Source organism: Enterobacter sp. C4G1, assembly GCF_052886895.1.
In genome coordinates, this window is record NZ_JBQVVV010000002.1 from 132,531 (window position 1) to 151,076 (window position 18,546).

Genomic DNA, 18,546 nt, shown 5'->3' on the forward strand with positions numbered 1-18,546 from the left:
GGTATTATCACAGGAGTGGTGAAGTAATGAACAGGAAATACAAGGAGATAGACGCAATTATTCGGGGGCTGAATCGCGCGACCGATGCCCATTTTAAATGGCTGGTGAAGGTGCTACGTTTTGTGGCCAGCCGTGATGTTGACCTGCCAGAAATCACCTGCGGTGAAGCACATAATCACTGCGAATTCGGAGGCTGGCTAAATGAACAGCTCGCCGCGGAAGGTGTGGACAGAAATTACCTTCTCGATATTAATAAAAAACATATCGCGGTGCATCAGGCCTGTCGTCAGCTTATTACGGATCTGGAATATTCGTCGCAACGGCAGCGTAATTTCGATCGGTTTGAAACTGCGCTACTGGAGTTCACCGATTCGCTGACGCGCTATAAAGTGCATTTGCTGCAATTGCGAACCAGCTACGATGCGCTGACAGGGCAGCCCCTGCGCCGTATTCTGGACGAGTCTTTTGACAGTATGAATGCTCAGTACAGTGAGAATGGGTTATATCTGATGCTGCTCGACGTCGATCATTTTAAAAAGATAAATGATACCCACGGCCACCTGGCAGGTGACACGGTGCTGCGATCGCTGGCGATTAATCTGGAAGACAATATTCGCCGCGATGAGTCCGTTTATCGCTATGGGGGCGAAGAGTTTATTATTCTGCTTAAGGCCGAAAACGATCGTGCAGCAACCATCGCGGCAGAACGCCTTCGCCGGGCGATTGCCGCAGTGGAAACCGTGGCGGGCGAGCACCGTATTCGCATTACATTCTCAGCGGGTTTAACGCGTGTTCATCGGGATGAATCGCTGCGGGAAGTGCTGGAGCGTGCGGATATGGCTCTGTATAAAGGCAAAAAGAGCGGCCGCAACTGCACCATTCTGATTAACAGGCGGCAGGATTGTCTTAATGTGAGCGAATAAAGAAAACAGCCAGCGATGTCGCTGGCTGTTGGATTATGCGTTGCTGGTTGTGCTTTGTTTGTGGAAAAGCTCCCTGAACACCGGGTAGATATCATCCTGATCGCGGATGTGCTGCATGGCAAAATTATCAAACATCGACTGTAAGTGTTCATATTCACGCCACAGCGTCTGGTGGGCGCGACGGGTAATTTCGATATAGCTGTAGTACCGCACTACAGGCAGAATTTTCTTCGCCAGAATTTCATGACACAGCGGCGAGTCATCTGCCCAGTTATCGCCATCGGACGCCTGCGCCGCATAAATGTTCCACTGCGCCGGGTCATAGCGTTCTTTCACGACTTCATCCATCAGTTTCAGGGCGCTTGATACAATTGTGCCCCCGGTTTCCTGCGAGTAGAAGAACTCGTGCTCATCTACCTCTTTTGCCTGCGTATGGTGGCGAATATAAACCACTTCCACGTTCTTATAGGTTCTGCTCAGGAACAGATAGAGCAGGATATAAAAACGTTTAGCCATGTCCTTCGTGGCTTGATCCATTGAGCCTGAAACGTCCATCAGACAGAACATCACCGCCTGGCTGGACGGCTCCGGGCGCTTCTCATAGTTCTTGTACCGCAGGTCAAAGGTGTCGATAAACGGCACCCGGTCGATCTTCGCACGTAATTCGGCAATCTCTTTACGCAGGCGTTCCTCTTCCAGAAGTTGCGCGGGTTCTGTGTTCTCAACCACTTTCAGGCTGGTTTCCAGTTCGCGCAGTTCACGACGTTTCCCTGCCGTCATCGCCGTACGCCGCGCCAGTGAGTTCTGCAATGAACGCACGACGCTGATATTGGCAGGCACACCGTTGGCGGTGTACCCCGCACGATGGGTTTTATACTCGTTCAATTGACGGTGCTGGTTCTTTTTCAGATTCGGCAACGCCAAATCTTCAAAGAGTAGATCGAGATACTCATCTTTCGAAATCTGGAAAACAAATTCATCCTGTCCTTCACCGTCCTGGCTGGCCTGTCCCTGACCGCTTCCCGAACCACCACCACCACCTTGCGGGCGTTCAATTCTGTCGTTCTGAACGAAGTGGTCATTACCTGGATGGACACGATGGCGCAGGCCACCGCGTCCCTGATGGAACATCGGTTCGCTAATGTCATCCGTCGGGATAGAAACGGATTCACCGCTATCGACGTCAGTCACCGAACGCTTGTTGATGGCTTCGGAGATCGACTGTTTAATTTGCGCTTTATAACGGCGCAAGAACCGCTGGCGATTCACCGTGCTCTTGTTTTTGCCGTTAAGACGCCGGTCAATAAACCAGGTCATATACCCCCCGTACTGCATTTGCCAACTTGCAGTGTCCTGAAATGCCGGACATTTTTTGTATGCCCGGTAGGCGCAGGCGCCACCGGGCACTTGTGTTAAGACGATTTGCGTACGCGCAGATACCATTCACACAGCAGGCGAACCTGTTTGCGGGTATAGCCTTTCTCCATCATACGGTCGACAAAGTCGTCGTGTTTTTTCTGCTCATCGGTTGAGGTTTTGGCGTTAAACGAAATGACCGGCAACAGCTCTTCGGTATTAGAGAACATTTTCTTCTCAATAACCGTGCGCAGTTTTTCATAGCTGGTCCAGTTCGGATTCCGCCCACTGTTGTGTGCTCTTGCACGCAGCACGAAGTTGACTATCTCATTGCGGAAATCTTTCGGGTTGCTGATGCCCGCCGGCTTCTCGATTTTTTCCAGTTCAGCGTTCAGGGATTCACGGTCAAACAACTGGCCGGTATCCGGATCGCGATACTCCTGATCCTGGATCCAGAAGTCAGCATAGGTCACATAACGGTCGAAAATGTTCTGACCGTATTCCGAGTAAGATTCCAGATAAGCCGTCTGGATCTCTTTGCCAATGAACTCGGCGTATTTCGGGATCAGATAGCCTTTAAGGAACTCAAGGTAACGTTCAGCTTGCTCTTGTGGGAACTGTTCACGTTCAATCTGCTGTTCCAGCACATAGAACAGATGAACCGGGTTCGCTGCCACTTCAGCATGGTCGAAGTTAAACACGCGGGAGAGGATCTTAAACGCGAAACGCGTGGACAGACCGTTCATCCCTTCGTCGACCCCGGCGTAGTCCCGGTATTCCTGGTACGACTTCGCTTTTGGGTCGGTGTCTTTCAGGCTTTCGCCATCATAGACACGCATTTTCGAGTAAATGCTGGAGTTTTCCGGTTCTTTCAGGCGCGACAGGATAGAGAAGCGCGACAGCGTTTCCAGCGTCCCCGGGGCGCAAGGTGCATGAACCAGCTCACTGTGGTTGAGCAGTTTTTCGTAAATTTTGATTTCTTCAGAGATCCGCAGGCAATAAGGCACTTTGACGATGTACACACGGTCAAGGAACGCCTCATTGTTTTTGTTATTACGGAAAGTGACCCATTCGGATTCGTTCGAGTGAGCCAGGATAATCCCGTTGAACGGCAGGGCGGAAATACCTTCTGTCCCGTTGTAGTTCCCTTCCTGGGTTGCGGTCAGCAGCGGATGCAGCACTTTGATCGGTGCTTTAAACATCTCGACGAATTCCATAATCCCCTGGTTCGAACGGCACAGCGCACCAGAATAGCCATAGGCATCCGGGTCGTTTTGCGCGTGATGTTCCAGCTTACGGATATCGACTTTACCCACCAGAGCTGAAATATCCTGGTTGTTCTCATCACCCGGTTCCGTTTTGGCGATGGCAATCTGTTCCAGAATGGACGGCCATACTTTGACGACGCGGAATTTGGTGATATCCCCACCAAACTCATGCAGACGTTTTGCGGCCCACGGAGACATGATGGTGCCGAGATAGCGGTGCGGGATGCCAAACTCTTTATCCAGAATCTGCGCATCTTCCTGCGGGTTGAACAGGCACAGCGGATGGTCGTTAACCGGGCTGCGTTCACCGTTGGCGCTCAGCACATAAATAGGTACGCGCTGCATCAGCGCTTTAAGACGTTCGGCAAGCGATGATTTACCGCCACCCACAGGGCCTAATAAATAGAGGATCTGTTTCTTCTCTTCCAGACCCTGAGCCGCATGTTTCAGATAGGAGACGATTTGTTCAATGGCATCTTCCATACCATAGAACTCTTCAAACGCCGGGTATCGGGCGACCACCCGATTCGAAAATAGACGGGAAAGCCGTGGCTCCAGTGCAGTATCAACCATGTTTGGCTCACCAATAGCCATCAATAGCCGTTCTGCCGCATTGGCATAGGCACTGCGATCTTGCCGACAGATGGTAAGAAACTCCTGCAGTGTGAACTCTTCGTCCTTGGCAGCTTCATAGCGCTGGCGATAGTGATCGAATATATTCATGGCATGCCGTCCTTTCGTTTTTTAGCACATGATAAGAGCCGTTCGTATGAGTAGTGGAGGCTCCCGGAAGAGAATTTCTCGCACCGTAATGCCAGAGCAGCAACCTGTGTGCCAGGTCGGTCGCCAGGGATCACAGGGCGCTCAGGAATTTCTCCTCTTAAATTAAAGCGTAGATGGCATTTGCAAAACTTGCATGTTGGGAAAATCTAATTTCAATGACATATCAATAACTCATCCAAAAATTTCCGCCTTTGTTATAAGGCATTTTTGCGCTTTTCATCTTGTCGTCACATAAATGAAAGCGGGCGGTCATTTGAAAAATGGAAAATACCGGGTTTATCAAACTCATTAGCAGGCAAAAAACTTTGGGTTGTAGGGGAAGGGCGGTTACACTTCACCCGCTGATTATTTGACTACAGGAAAGAATGGATTGTGACCAAACTCAAACTTCTGGCATTAGGCGTACTTGCCGCCACTTCAGTTAGCGCCGCACAGGCAGAGGATCAGTGGACTGTTGGTGCTGGCGTAGGCGTGATTAACAGCCCATACAAACAGTATGACCGCGAGATTTATCCGGTTCCGGTTGTGACCTATGAAGGCGATAACTTCTGGTTCCGCGGCCTGGGCGGCGGCTACTATTTGTGGAACGATAATGCCGACAAACTCTCTGTCATGGCGTACTACGATCCGAAGCACTTCAAACCAGGCGATAGCGATAACAACCAACTGCGCCGCCTCGACAAACGTAAAAGCTCCATGATGGCCGGGCTTTCATACGTGCATAACACCCAGTATGGTTTCCTGCGTACAGCGCTGGCAGGCGATACGCTGGATAATAGCAACGGCTTTATCTGGGATCTGGCCTGGCTGTACCGCTATACCAACGGTGGGCTGACCCTGACGCCTGGTATCGGCGTGCAATACAGCAGCGAGAACTACAACGACTACTATTATGGCGTGTCCAAAAACGAGTCTCGTCGTAGCGGCCTGAAAACCTACGGTGCTGATGACGGCTGGGATCCGTACCTGGAACTCACCGCAAGCTATAACTTCCTCGGCGACTGGAGCGTATTCGGCACTGGCCGCTATGTGCGCCTGAGCGATGAAGTTAAAGATAGCCCGATGGTCGACAAATCCTGGTCCGGTATCTTCTCAGTCGGTGTGAGCTACAAATTCTGATTGTGCATTTTCACAGTGCAATCTATGCATCATAACGGGGCGCTTGCGCCCCGTTTGCTTTACGGTGGTGCAGATAACAGGAGAGTGATATGAGCGCAAAAACGGTGACATTTTCCGATGCACATACCCTTCCGGCAATCGGGCAGGGCACCTGGTATATGGGCGAAAAGGCAAGCCTGCGTAAAACCGAAGCGGATGCGCTGCGAGCGGGCATCGACCTTGGACTCACGTTGATTGATACCGCAGAGATGTATGCTGAAGGCGGGGCTGAAGAGGTTGTCGGCGAAGCAATCAAAGGCCTGCGCGATAACGTGTATCTGGTGTCTAAAGTCTATCCGTGGAATGCCGGAGGGCAGAAGGGGATGGCGGCATGTGAAGCCAGCCTGCAACGACTTGGCACCGAACGCATCGACCTGTATCTGCTGCACTGGCGAGGCGGATTTAGCCTGGAATACACGATTGCACTGATGGAGAAACTCCAGCGGCAGGGAAAAATTGGCCGCTGGGGCGTGTCGAATCTGGATTATGACGACATGCAGGAGTTGTGGCGCGAAGAGGGCGGCGCTGCCTGTGCCACTAATCAGGTGCTGTATCACCTTGCTTCACGCGGAATTGAATATGATTTACTGCCCTGGTCTCAGCAACAGGCAATGCCGGTGATGGCTTACTGCCCGTTAGCCCAGGCCGGACGCTTACGCAGCGGGTTAATGAATCATCCGGTGGTTAATGAGATTGCCCGCGACCATCACGCCACCGCCGCACAAATTCTGCTGGCATGGGTGATTAGCCATCAGGGCGTGATTGCGATACCGAAAGCGGCATCAGCGGAGCATGTAAAAGAAAATGCAGGGGCGTTAGACATTACGCTTACCGCGCAGGATCTGCTCAAACTGGAGCGTGCATTCCCGGCACCCGCTCATAAAACGCCATTAGATATGGTTTAACGGTGTGGGGTTTCCTCTCCCCCCAATGGGGAGAGAGGCTGCTCGAGACCATTAGCCTTTAACAATGCTAATGGTCTGCGCCAGACGAGAAGGCTTCTCGGCACTGGCTTTTTGCAGAGGTGAAACGCAGGCGGTTTCGACACACACAAAGGTTTTATAGCCGTCATCCGGCACGTCACCCATGCTCACAGAGAGCGCAGGGCCCGGGTTCCAGCCCACAACGTTGCTGTTGTGGTGATGGATAACCTCAATCCGGCGATTGAGGTTTGCATCGTGGATCACGCTGCACGCTTCCGGGTGCAGATAAACACGGTCTGTACGATCCGGGAATGTCTGCACGCCATCGCTCAGTTTCCCTTCTCTCGCGTTGTCGACTTTGTCGATAAAGGTATCGCCAAGTCCGCTGACTTTTACTGCGCTGATGTCACCCACGTTGAAATAGGTGTGCAGGGCAGAAGATGTTTCGAACTCACCGTGGGCTTCCAGCTCAATTTCACAGGTTTTACCCAATTTGAAGCGCGCATACAGCGTGAAGTCGTGTGGCCAGAGTTTGCGGGTGTCATCGTTGCTGTGCAGCTCAAAGGTCAATACCGCACCGTTGTCATCTACATTGTGCGCTTTCAGCGTCCACTGCTGATTGCGTGCAAAACCGTGAGCCGGCAGGCCTTGTTCAGCGGCAGGGCCAAACCAAGGCCAGCAGATCGGTACGCCACCACGGATCGCAGCGCCTTTTTTAAACGAGGTAATATCGCTCAGCCACAGACCTTCTGCTTCACCTTCTGGTTTCCAGGAGAGCAGATGAGCACCGTTGAGCGCAACTGACGCTTTAACGCGTGGGTGATCAACAACGATAATATCGGCATCATCGATTTTGCGGTGGGAGAGCACAGGGGTAAGTTGTTCGACTACCGGAAGTGCAAAAATTTTATTAATCATTACGCAATCCTCTGTCTTTAAAGCAATAAAAAAGGCGACCGAAGTCGCCTTTTTGGATCAGTTTCTCATCTCAACTTATTTGGAGATGTGAGCGATCAGGTCCAGTACTTTGTTAGAGTAGCCGGTTTCGTTGTCGTACCAGGATACCAGTTTAACGAAGTTGTCGTTCAGTGCGATACCAGCTTTAGCATCGAACACAGAGGTGCAAATTTCGCCGTTGAAATCGGTAGAAACAACGTCGTCTTCGGTGTAACCCAGAACGCCTTTCATTGCGCCTTCGGAAGCAGCTTTGATTGCTTTCTTAATTTCTTCATAAGAAGCAGCTTTTTCCAGACGAACGGTCAGGTCAACTACGGAAACGTTAGGAGTTGGAACGCGGAACGCCATACCAGTCAGTTTACCGTTCAGCTCTGGCAGTACAACGCCTACAGCTTTAGCAGCACCGGTAGAAGATGGGATGATGTTCTGAGCTGCGCCACGGCCGCCGCGCCAGTCTTTGTGAGACGGGCCATCAACGGTTTTCTGAGTAGCGGTAGTTGCGTGAACGGTGGTCATCAGGCCTTCAACGATACCGAAGTTGTCGTTGATAACTTTAGCCAGTGGAGCCAGACAGTTGGTGGTGCAGGATGCGTTAGAAACGATGTCCTGGCCAGCATATTTTTCGAAGTTAGCACCACGTACGAACATTGGGGTGTTGTCTTTGGATGGACCAGTCAGAACAACTTTTTTCGCACCAGCGGTGATGTGTTTACGCGCGGTTTCGTCGGTCAGGAAGATACCGGTAGCTTCAGCTACAACGTCAACACCGATTTCGTTCCATTTCAGGTTAGCTGGGTCTTTCTCAGCAGTAACGCGGATGGTTTTGCCGTTAACAACCAGGTGGCCGTCTTTCACTTCAACGGTGCCGTCGAAACGACCGTGAGTTGAGTCGTACTTCAGCATGTACGCCATGTATTCAGCGTCCAGGAGATCGTTGATACCAACGATTTCGATGTCAGAACGTTTCTGAGCAGCACGGAAAACAATACGGCCGATACGGCCAAAACCGTTGATACCTACTTTGATAGTCATATATTCCACCAGCTATTTGTTAGTGAATAAAAGGTTGCGTGTAAAATTACAAAAACCTTACGCAGCGTCAAGCGGAATCGTGTCAATCATTGCGACAAATCAATCCTGTGACTAACGTTTGTGCGACTGACTCGCCTCACTTTCCCTTTGAGCTAGCAACCACATGGGGGCTGCGCCCGGAATTTTAAAGGCCTGCCTGTATAAAAATGTGAAATTGATCACATTTGGCCGACCACCTTTTTGCGACACATAAGTTTAGAACAAAAGTGCACGCGTGGGTGTTAATGTTTTGTTAGAATCTGGGGTAAAGATGCCTGTTTCTACAGCGAGATGTAAGCATATGTCGAACCAACGTAACCCTGATGAACTGAAAAATAACCTGACAGAAATGCAGTTTTACGTGACTCAGAATCACGGGACTGAGCCCCCATTTACCGGGCGCTTGCTGCACAATAAGCGAGACGGTGTCTATCACTGCCTGGTGTGCGATGCGCCACTGTTCAACTCCCAGACTAAATACGATTCTGGCTGCGGTTGGCCGAGCTTTTACGAGCCGGTCAGCGATGACGCGATCCGCTACATTGATGACTCATCACATGGGATGCAACGTATTGAAATTCGTTGTGGTAAATGTGATGCCCACCTGGGGCATGTTTTCCCGGACGGCCCTCAGCCAACGGGCGAACGGTTCTGCGTCAATTCAGCGTCATTAAGCTTCACTGATGACGAAAATGGCGACCAGACTAAAGGCTGAAAAAACGATTCAGCAAATTATTCCTTTGAAAGGGAGACATCATGAATATTGATGACATGATAAGTGGCATGACACCGGAAGTTTATCAGCGTCTGGTGACGGCAGTTGAACTGGGAAAATGGCCTGATGGTGTAGCCCTTACCCCGGATCAAAAAGAGAACAGTTTGCAGCTGGTGATGTTGTGGCAGGCACGTAACAACACCGACGCCCAGCACATGACCATTGACACCCAGGGTCAGATGGTGATGAAGAGCAAGCGCGAACTAAAAGAAGACTTCGGCATTACGCCGAAGCCGATTGCGACGATGAAAATGCAATAACGGTGCGGGTTGATGCCCTCACCCAACCCTCTCCCACGGGGAGAGGGCTTGATGTCTTACTGCTTATGTGGGATCCCCAGCGACTCCGCCAGCTGTTTTGCTAGCAGGTTTTCGTCATCTGCGCCGTACTCCCAGAACATCGCCCCGGCAAGCCCCTTTTCCTTGATGTAGTCCGCTTTGATGGCAACTGAACGTGAGTTCTCGTAAGAGATGGCAAACAGCGCTTTGCCGTCGGCAGAATTTACTGAAAGCCACGGCACTTTTGCCTGATCGTCCCAATGTTCGGTAAAGCGTTTCTGCGGGTCGTTCAGCAGTTTTTTCACGATGTCGTTGTACTTCACGTAGGTGTCTTTGGTCAGGTCGTAACCCAGTGCCTTGAACAAACCTATCTCCTGAGGTCCGAAGTAGGGCTGCGTTACCGGATTTTTTTGCGCATCCGGTTTCGTCCAGTCAATGCCTGGCTCAACCGCACGTTTCGGTACGCGTCCGTAGAAACCAATCCCGAGGTTCATCTGTTTGGGTTTTAACCCTGCTGCAAGATAGTTGTTTACCACGAAATCCACGCTGTATTTATCGGCGGCAGCAACGGTCGGCCAGGCGCTGGAGTTATACAGGTTGGCGTTGAAATACTGCGTGCCGTACGCCATGTCGTAGGTCATCAGGTTGATATAATCGAGCAGCGGGGCGATGGCTTTCACATCCACCCAGCTTTTTGGACTTTCCGCATTAGCGCCTACCGCAATGGTAACCAGCTTTTTATGCCCGAAGGCCTCGCGCATCTCTTTTAGCAGCGCGGTGAAATTATCCCGGTCGGCGGGCGTGCTTGCGACCAGTCCCCACGCGCCGTTCACAGGATACTCCCAGTCGAGATCGATCCCGTCCAGGCCGTATTTGTCGACAATCTCCTGCGCGGAGCGGATAAACACGGCGCGAGTCTCTTTGGTGGCCGCCGCGCCAGAAAAACCGCGAGCCCCCCAGCCACCGACGGAAAGCAACACTTTCAGATTGGGGTTCTGTTTACGCAGGACAGGGATCAACGCCAGATCAGAGGCCACTTTGGGCGATAACCAGATTTGATGAAGTTTTGCCGGATCTCTGAGTGCAGCGTTGGTTTCATCTTTCTCATCGTTATAGACCAGGCCAAACGAGTAGTTCAGGTGTGTTATCTGACGAACGTCGAGCTTATTGATATCCCCGCCCGGGCCGGCGGTAACATCGCCACCTCCGTTAAAGTAGCCCACGGACATCAGGGTATTGGCGGAGGCAACTGACGCGCAAAGCAAGGGTAATGCTGCCAGCAATGGCATACGTTTCATATAAGTTCCTCTTTGACCTAATAAAAGTATCCCCGTCATACTTCAAGCTGCAGGTGCGTTGGCTGCACTCGTTCACCCCAGTCACTTACTTATGTAAGCTCCTGGGCTTCACTCCTTTGCCGCCTTCCTGCAACTCGAATTATTTAGGGGATAACCACGCCACGGAAAAGGCGTGGCGAAAAAACAACCTGAAGAGAATAGCATTGCCGCTGCGCTTGTGATGCGAGGGAGTTCACTTTATGGGAGATCGGAGAGGGGATTGCCGGGTGGCGCTGCGCTTACCCGGCCTACAAAACCAGAGAAAGTAGGCCGGGTAAGGCGAAGCCGCCACCCGGCTAAAAAGACTACGCCTGCGTCTCGAGCCAGTCTTCGAGCGTATACAGCGTCGCACCGGCGGTGGACATCTCCATAAACGCCAGCGCGCTGTCATGTGGTTGAATGTTCACGCCGCGACACCCGTCGGTGATCACGTTAACGGTGTAACCCAGCGCCAGCGCATCCAGCACGGTAAATTTCACGCAATAATCGGTCGCCAGCCCCAGCACAATCAGTTCGGCAATGTCATGATGACGCAACCACTCATCCAGCGCTGTTTTCTGACGATGACCGTTATCAAAAAACGCGCTGTAGCTGTCGATGGACGGGTTTTCCCCTTTGTGGAAAACAGCATCAATGGCCTTCTGATTCAGTAACGGATGCAGTTCCGCGCCTTCAGTCTGCTGAACGCAGTGATCGGGCCAGAAGGTTTGCGCCAGCCCGTCGAGTTGGCCCTGGCTGTAGGGCGCAACATTATGCTGGCTGGCGAAACTACCGTGGTTGGCTGGATGCCAGTCCTGGCTTGCCACAACGGCGTCACCACGCGTTTTACACCAGGCGATCAGCGAATTAGCCACATCAATGGTGCTATCGCCTTCCGCCACGGCCAGCGCGCCGCCCGCACAGAAATCATTTTGTAGATCAACCAGTAACAGAGCACGTAGGGCCATACTTACTCCTTATTCGTCTGGCGTCAGTTCGCCGCGCAGGTTTTGTGTCATCGCGGTACGAATGGCCTGAACATCCAGATCCTGACTCAGTAAATAGTGAAGTTTAGTCAGCGTGGCCTCGACGGTCATGTCGGCACCGCTGATAACACCGGCATGAGCCAGGGCGTTACCGGTGGCATAACCACCCATATTGACCTTACCGGACATACACTGGGTCAGGTTAACCACCACAATCCCGCGCTCGCTCGCTTCCTGTAGTTCTTTCAGGAACTCACCGTTCTGCGGGGCATTGCCCACACCGTAGGAACGGAGGATCAGCGCTTTAACGGGCTGGCGCAGGAAGTTACGCACCACATCCGCAGAAATCCCCGGATAAATGGTGACCACGCCAATCGGCTGCGGGGTGATCGGGTGAACAACCAGTTCACCCGCCGTATGCGGTGCAGGCGGGGTTCCCAGGCGACGAATATGGATACCTGCTTCCAGCAGCGGTTGCAGGTTTGGTGAAGCAAAAGCATCAAAGCCATCCGCGTGGGCTTTGGTCGTACGGTTGCCACGGTACAGACGGTTGTTGAAGAACAGCGACACTTCATTGATCGGGTAATTAGCCGCCACGTACAGAGAGTTAAGCAGGTTGATTTGCCCGTCAGAGCGCAGTTCCGCCAGTGGGATCTGCGAGCCGGTCACGATAACCGGTTTACTCAGGTTTTCCAGCATGAAGGAGAGCGCCGATGCGGTAAACGCCATGGTGTCGGTGCCATGCAGGATCACAAAGCCATCGTATTCGTCGTAATGCGCTTTGATATCGTCTGCAATATGCTGCCAGTCTTCCGGCGTCATATCGGAGGAGTCCATCAGCGGCTCATACTCGTGGATCGTGAAGTCAGGCATTTCAGGGCGATGGAATTCTGGCATTAATGCCAGCTGACGTTGCAGGTGACCGGACACAGGGATATAGCCATTTTCAGAGCGCTGCATCCCGATGGTACCGCCGGTGTAGGCTACATAAATTGATTTCTTCTGCATGATAGTGAGTTCTTTTGCTTCAAAGAAAAATCCCCTCTTCATGAGAAGAGGGGACAGGTTTTAACGGACGTTAGCGCAGGTCAGGCAAAATGCGTAACGGCTTTGTGGATCGTTAAAGGCGGCAAGCTTATCGCCCTCGGCTTTCATCGCTTTAGCTGCGGTGGCGACGGGCGCAGGTAAGTATGCCTGAATGGCTTCTGGCAGCATGGCGCGCACGGAGCCAGACATACTATTCATCACCAAATCGAGGAACGATGGCTCGTCCTGGTAATACTCAACATGCCATTGCTTGAGTTTTGCCAGTTCAGCTGCTTTCGCGACGGCGTCATCAAAATCACCCAGGCTGTCCACCAGACCGTTGTTTTTGGCATCTTGTCCGGTCCAGACGTGGCCCTGAGCAATCTGGTCAATTTGCTCTGGCGTCTTCTTACGCGAGTCGGCAACCAGAGTGATAAAGCGCTTATAGCCGCTTTCGATGCTGAGCTGCATCATCTCTGACACTTCCGGCGGCAGGGATTTGGTCACGGACACATCCGCCAGCGGTGATGTTGATACACCATCGGTATGAACACCCAGATAATCAAGGCTGTTCTCCACCGTGTTGATGACCCCGAAAATACCAATTGAGCCCGTCAACGTGCTTGGGTTGGCAACGATGTAGTTAGCCGGCGTTGAGATCCAGTAACCACCGGAGGCCGCCATACCGCCCATCGAGACAACCACAGGTTTGCCCGCAGCACGTGCCGCAACCAGTTCAGCGCGGATCACTTCCGATGCGCTGACGCTGCCGCCAGGGCTGTTGACGCGCAGAACAATGGCTTTCACTTTCGGATCAAGACGCGCATCGCGGATCTGCGAAGCCGTGGTATCACCGCCTACGTTCCCCGGCGTTTCCTGACCGTCCATGATCGCCCCGTTAGCAAAGACCACCGCCACGCTATCACCGATTTCACTCGGTTTTTTCGTCGTGTAGTCATACATGCTAATAGCGCTGTAGTTTTTGTCCTCTTTGCTCCAGCCGAACTGTTTGGTCAGGGCTTTTTCGATATCTGCACTGCTACCCAGCGAATCAACCAGCTTGTTCTCAAGCGCATATTTGGCGGTGTCGCCGTCAACCTTGCGCAGGCCGTCGAGCATCCCCTGAGCGCCAGGGAACACCTGTTCAGCCGTAATCTGGCGATTGGCCGCGATCGTGCCCAGATAGTTTTGCCACAGCTCGCCAATCCAGCGGCTGTCAGCTTCCCGGGCAGCCGGGGACATATCGTCACGGATAAATGGCTCAACGGCGGATTTATACGTGCCCACGCGGAAGACGTGGGTGGTGACTTTCAGCTTGTCGAGCAGCGACTTGTAGTACAACCCATTGGTTGCAAAGCCGTGCAAATCCACCGTGCCCTGCGGGGAGAGCCAGATTTTATTGGCAAAGCTCGCCAGGTAGTATTGACCCTGGGAATAGCTGTCGCCCACGGCAATAACCGGCTTGCCGCTGTCGCGGAATTCGCGCAGGGCTTTACCAATGTATTGCATGGAGGGCTGGTCGCCACCGGCAAAATCTTTCAGATCAAGCACGATCCCGGTGATGTTGCGATCGTCTTTTGCCTGGCGGATGGTTTCAACGATATCAAACAGGGAGTTTTCCTGTAGGCGATCGGATGTCGCGCCAAACAGCTGGCGGCCAATCACGCCCAGACGATTGCTGGTGGAGGGTTTATCGACGACGACCCCGGTGATATCCAGCAACAATGCCCCGCGCGTGGAATGCTGCGCCTGGCTTGTACTGCTGATGTGCATCCAGATGCCTGCGCAAACCAGGATCAGGAAGATGAAAAACACATTCATCACCAGTTCGCGGACAAAGTTGAGCAGTCGCCACGTCCATTTAAAGAAACCGGCAAAGATTCGCCAAAGGGTTCGCATGTATACTCCCTAACCAGAAAATGACTGTATCCGTCGCCAGTGGACGGCAATGTGGGGTTATCGTAATGACCCGACCGCCACTTGTCAGCAGGAATCGCCCGCCACGCTGTAACAAAATCTGCCGCCGTGTTAATTTTGTTAGGAAAATTCAAGACAGGAGTTAACCAATGGACGCACTTGAACTGCTTGTTAACCGTCGTAGTGCTTCGCGCCTGGCCGAACCGGCACCAGCGGGCGAGCAGCTGGAAAACATTCTGCGTGCCGGAATGCGCGCACCAGATCATGGCACATTACAGCCGTGGCACTTCTTTATTATTGAACGCGAAGGCCGCGATCGCTTCAGCGCGTTGCTGGAGCAGGGTGCGGTAGCCGCGGGTCTGGACGAGAAGGGTATCGAGAAAGCCCGTACCGGCCCGTTCCGTGCGCCGATGGTAATCGCGGTGGTCGCAAAATGTCAGGCTGAGCATAAAGTGCCGGTCTGGGAACAGGAAATGTCTGCGGGCTGTGCCGTAATGGCGATGCAAATGGCCGCTGTCGCACAGGGCTTTAACGGCATCTGGCGTACTGGCGCACTCACCGAAAGCCCGGTCGTCCGTGAAGGTTTGTCCTGCGGCGAGCACGACAAAATTGTTGGCTTCCTCTATCTCGGTACCCCACAGCTTAAAGCATCCAGCACGATAAATGTGCCGGACACTACGCCATTCGTCAGCCGTTTCTGATAACGCGCGCTAAACTGTCTGGATTCTGAGCATCTGCCGCAGAATTCAGACAGTCATACTTACCTCTTTATGGAATGAGCGCTACCATAGCGCGATTGCAATGACAGGAGATGTCCATGAGCGAGCAAACCATTCGTTTAACGCAATACAGCCACGGAGCCGGTTGCGGTTGTAAAATTTCCCCAAAAGTGCTGGAAACCATCCTGCACAGTGAACAGGCGAAGTTTGTCGACCCGAACCTGCTTGTCGGTAATGAAACGCGTGACGATGCAGCGGTTTATGACTTAGGTAACGGCACCAGCATTATCAGCACCACTGACTTCTTTATGCCGATTGTCGACAATCCGTTCGACTTCGGACGTATTGCGGCCACCAACGCCATCAGTGATATCTTCGCGATGGGCGGTAAGCCGATTATGGCGATTGCCATTCTGGGCTGGCCAATTAACACCCTGGCCCCGGAAATCGCCCGAGAAGTGATTGAAGGCGGTCGCTTTGCCTGTCAGCAAGCGGGAATTGCGCTGGCTGGTGGTCACTCTATCGATGCCCCGGAGCCTATCTTCGGCCTGGCCGTAACGGGCGTGGTACCAACCGAGCGCGTTAAACGCAACAGTACGGCGCAGGCAGGCTGCAAACTGTTCCTCACCAAGCCACTGGGCATTGGCGTGCTCACTACCGCCGAGAAAAAATCCCTGCTTAAACCAGAACACGTTGGTCTGGCAACGGAAGTGATGTGCCAGATGAACCTCGCCGGTGCGGCGTTTGCCAATATCGATGGTGTGAAGGCGATGACCGACGTTACCGGCTTTGGTCTGCTTGGCCATCTGAGCGAAGTGTGCCAGGGCGCGGGCGTGCAGGCGAAGGTCTGGTATCAGGACGTGCCGAAGCTACCGGGCGTGGAAGACTACATTGCCCAGGGCGCGGTGCCAGGCGGCACTCAGCGTAACTTTGCCAGCTATGGGCATCTGATGGGCGACATGCCAGAAGCGTGGCGCGATCTGCTGTGCGATCCACAAACCTCTGGCGGCCTGCTGCTGGCGGTAACGCCGGATGCAGAAGCAGAAGTACAGGCAACGGCCGCGGAGTTTGGTATCACTCTGACGGCCATCGGCGAACTGGTGGACGCCCGCGGTGGCCGCCCGATGATCGAGATCCGTTAATTCGATGCGGTTGTTTATTGCCGAAAAGCCGAGCCTGGCCCGTGCCATCGCCGATGTGTTGCCTAAGCCGCACCGCAAGGGCGATGGTTTTATCGAGTGCGGTAACGGGCAGGTGGTCACCTGGTGTATTGGTCACCTGCTCGAGCAGGCGCAGCCGGATGTCTACGACAGCCGCTACGCCCGCTGGAATCTGAACGACCTGCCTATCGTGCCGGAAAAATGGCGTCTGCAACCACGTCCGTCCGTCACCAAACAGCTCAATGTCATTAAGCGATTCCTGCATGAGGCCTCTGAAGTTATCCACGCGGGTGACCCGGACAGAGAAGGGCAACTGCTGGTGGACGAGGTGCTGGATTACCTGGAGCTGGCTCCGGCAAAGCGTCAGCAGGTACAGCGCTGCCTGATTAACGACCTCAACCCGCAGGCCGTGGAGCGCGCGATTTCGCGTCTGCGCGCCAACAGTGAGTTTATCCCGCTGTGCGTTTCCGCACTGGCGCGCGCCCGTGCCGACTGGCTGTACGGGATCAACATGACCCGCGCCTATACCATTCTGGGGCGTAACGCCGGGTATCAGGGCGTGCTTTCGGTCGGACGCGTGCAGACCCCGGTGCTGGGGCTGGTGGTGCGTCGCGATGAAGAGATCGAAAACTTTGTCGCCAAAGACTTCTTTGAGGTCAAAGCGCACATCGTGACGCCAAAAGAGGAACGTTTTACGGCAACCTGGCAGCCAAGCGATGCCTGTGAGTCGTATCAGGATGAAGAAGGCCGCCTTTTGCATCGCCCGCTGGCGGAGCACGTGGTCAACCGCATTACCGGGCAGCCCGCTATCGTCACCAGCTATAACGATAAACGGGAATCAGAACCTGCGCCGCTGCCGTTCTCGCTTTCGGCGTTGCAGATTGAAGCCGCTAAACGCTTTGGTCTGAGCGCGCAAAACGTGCTCGATATCTGCCAGAAGCTTTACGAAACCCATAAGCTGATCACTTATCCGCGTTCGGATAGCCGCTATCTGCCGGAAGAACATTATGCCGGGCGCCATTTGGTGATGAACGCGATCGGCGTCCACGCGCCGGATCTGTTACCGCAGCCCGCCGTCAACCCGGACACGCGTAACCGCTGCTGGGACGATAAAAAGGTGGATGCTCACCACGCCATCATCCCCACGGCACGCACCAGCAATGTGAACCTGACGGAAAACGAATCTAAGGTATACAACCTGATTGCCCGTCAGTATCTGATGCAGTTCTGCCCGGATGCGGTGTTCCGCAAATGCGTCATCGAGCTGGAGATTGCCAAAGGCAAGTTCGTCGCCAAAGCCCGTTTCCTGGCGGAAGCGGGCTGGCGCACACTGCTTGGCAATAAAGAGCGCGATGAAGAGAACGACGGCACGCCGCTGCCGGTTGTGGCTAAAGATGACGAACTGCTGTGTGAAAAGGGCGAGGTAATTGAACGTCAGACTCAGCCGCCACGCCATTTCACCGATGCAACGCTACTGTCAGCCATGACGGGGATCGCCCGGTTTGTGCAGGATAAAGACCTGAAGAAGATCCTCCGCGCAACCGACGGACTGGGTACGGAAGCGACCCGCGCAGGGATCATCGAACTGCTGTTTAAGCGTGGTTTCCTGGAGAAGAAAGGGCGTTATATCCATTCGACGGAACCTGGACGGGCGCTGATCCACTCGCTGCCTGAGCTTGCAGCAAGGCCGGACATGACGGCGCACTGGGAATCCATCCTGACGCAAATCAGCGAGAAGCAGTGTCGTTACCAGGACTTTATGCAGCCGCTGGTGGGGACGCTTTATCAGCTGATAGATCAGGCGCGCAGTACGCCGGTGAAGACGTTCAGAGGAATGGTTGCACCGGGCGGCGGTGCGAAGAAGCCGTTCAAAAAGAAAAAGAGCGCAGCCTGATACCTCCGGTTTTCTCCCTCTCCCACAGGGAGAGGG

At 53.4% G+C, this 18,546-nt stretch carries 16 protein-coding genes; 8 read left to right on the top strand and 8 right to left on the bottom strand.

The window, feature by feature from the left end; genetic code table 11:
• Positions 1-26 precede the first annotated feature (26 nt).
• Positions 27-923 carry a diguanylate cyclase gene (locus ACT9TW_RS14440; protein WP_446492811.1) on the top strand — a complete coding sequence of 299 codons (897 nt, stop codon included), beginning with the start codon at positions 27-29 and terminating at the stop codon, positions 921-923.
• A gap of 33 nt (positions 924-956) precedes the next feature.
• Here the strand turns inward: ACT9TW_RS14440 and ACT9TW_RS14445 are convergent, their stop codons facing one another.
• The gene (locus tag ACT9TW_RS14445; RefSeq protein WP_166716914.1) at positions 957-2,240 is read right to left on the bottom strand and encodes a YeaH/YhbH family protein; all 1,284 of its coding nucleotides are present in this window, start codon (positions 2,238-2,240) and stop codon (positions 957-959) included.
• 95 nt (positions 2,241-2,335) lie between these two features.
• Positions 2,336-4,270, bottom strand: coding sequence for a protein kinase YeaG (yeaG, locus tag ACT9TW_RS14450; protein ID WP_182060608.1), 1,935 nt, complete (start codon positions 4,268-4,270; stop codon positions 2,336-2,338).
• 432 nt (positions 4,271-4,702) lie between these two features.
• Between yeaG and ACT9TW_RS14455 the strand changes: the two genes are divergently transcribed.
• Positions 4,703-5,449, top strand: coding sequence for a MipA/OmpV family protein (locus ACT9TW_RS14455; RefSeq protein ID WP_182060609.1), 747 nt, complete (start codon positions 4,703-4,705; stop codon positions 5,447-5,449).
• A gap of 89 nt (positions 5,450-5,538) precedes the next feature.
• Complete coding sequence (locus ACT9TW_RS14460; RefSeq protein ID WP_446492812.1) at positions 5,539-6,393, top strand: aldo/keto reductase; 855 nt, start codon at positions 5,539-5,541, stop codon at positions 6,391-6,393.
• Between the two features lie 51 nt (positions 6,394-6,444).
• On the opposite strand, the gene ACT9TW_RS14465 is transcribed toward ACT9TW_RS14460, so the two are convergent.
• Together ACT9TW_RS14465 and gapA are read right to left on the bottom strand one after the other, a co-directional pair.
• Positions 6,445-7,329, bottom strand: coding sequence for a D-hexose-6-phosphate mutarotase (locus tag ACT9TW_RS14465; RefSeq protein ID WP_182060611.1), 885 nt, complete (start codon positions 7,327-7,329; stop codon positions 6,445-6,447).
• A 75-nt stretch (positions 7,330-7,404) separates the two neighbouring features.
• A complete protein-coding gene (gene gapA / locus ACT9TW_RS14470) occupies positions 7,405-8,400 on the bottom strand; it encodes a glyceraldehyde-3-phosphate dehydrogenase (protein ID WP_182060612.1) in 996 nt (331 codons plus the stop codon).
• A 340-nt stretch (positions 8,401-8,740) separates the two neighbouring features.
• On the opposite strand from gapA, the gene msrB reads away from it, so the two are divergent.
• Positions 8,741-9,154, top strand: a complete 414-nt coding sequence (gene msrB, locus ACT9TW_RS14475; protein ID WP_182060613.1) for a peptide-methionine (R)-S-oxide reductase MsrB — start codon at positions 8,741-8,743, stop codon at positions 9,152-9,154.
• A gap of 41 nt (positions 9,155-9,195) precedes the next feature.
• Positions 9,196-9,474, top strand: a complete 279-nt coding sequence (locus ACT9TW_RS14480) for a YeaC family protein (RefSeq protein WP_217187204.1) — start codon at positions 9,196-9,198, stop codon at positions 9,472-9,474.
• A gap of 56 nt (positions 9,475-9,530) precedes the next feature.
• Here the strand turns inward: ACT9TW_RS14480 and ACT9TW_RS14485 are convergent, their stop codons facing one another.
• From ACT9TW_RS14485 to sppA, 4 genes are all read right to left on the bottom strand, one after another.
• Positions 9,531-10,790, bottom strand: a complete 1,260-nt coding sequence (locus ACT9TW_RS14485) for a glycoside hydrolase family 18 protein (RefSeq protein WP_446492813.1) — start codon at positions 10,788-10,790, stop codon at positions 9,531-9,533.
• A 344-nt stretch (positions 10,791-11,134) separates the two neighbouring features.
• Complete coding sequence (pncA, locus tag ACT9TW_RS14490; RefSeq protein WP_446492814.1) at positions 11,135-11,776, bottom strand: bifunctional nicotinamidase/pyrazinamidase; 642 nt, start codon at positions 11,774-11,776, stop codon at positions 11,135-11,137.
• A 9-nt stretch (positions 11,777-11,785) separates the two neighbouring features.
• Positions 11,786-12,802, bottom strand: a complete 1,017-nt coding sequence (gene ansA / locus ACT9TW_RS14495; protein ID WP_182060617.1) for an asparaginase — start codon at positions 12,800-12,802, stop codon at positions 11,786-11,788.
• A 60-nt stretch (positions 12,803-12,862) separates the two neighbouring features.
• Entirely contained in the window at positions 12,863-14,719 is a 1,857-nt protein-coding gene (sppA, locus tag ACT9TW_RS14500; protein ID WP_446492815.1) for a signal peptide peptidase SppA, read from the bottom strand.
• Positions 14,720-14,886: 167 nt separating this feature from the next.
• Here sppA and ACT9TW_RS14505 point away from each other — a divergent pair, with 167 nt between their 5' ends.
• The 3 genes from ACT9TW_RS14505 to ACT9TW_RS14515 all read left to right on the top strand — a co-directional run bounded on the left by ACT9TW_RS14505 (position 14,887) and on the right by ACT9TW_RS14515 (position 18,510).
• Positions 14,887-15,438, top strand: a complete 552-nt coding sequence (locus ACT9TW_RS14505; RefSeq protein WP_446492816.1) for an NAD(P)H nitroreductase — start codon at positions 14,887-14,889, stop codon at positions 15,436-15,438.
• Between the two features lie 116 nt (positions 15,439-15,554).
• Positions 15,555-16,598 (top strand): selenide, water dikinase SelD, encoded by a 1,044-nt coding sequence (gene selD, locus ACT9TW_RS14510; protein WP_315688359.1) that lies wholly within the window; start codon positions 15,555-15,557, stop codon positions 16,596-16,598.
• 4 nt (positions 16,599-16,602) lie between these two features.
• The gene (locus ACT9TW_RS14515) at positions 16,603-18,510 is read left to right on the top strand and encodes a DNA topoisomerase III (RefSeq protein WP_446492817.1); all 1,908 of its coding nucleotides are present in this window, start codon (positions 16,603-16,605) and stop codon (positions 18,508-18,510) included.
• Positions 18,511-18,546: the final 36 nt, after the last annotated feature.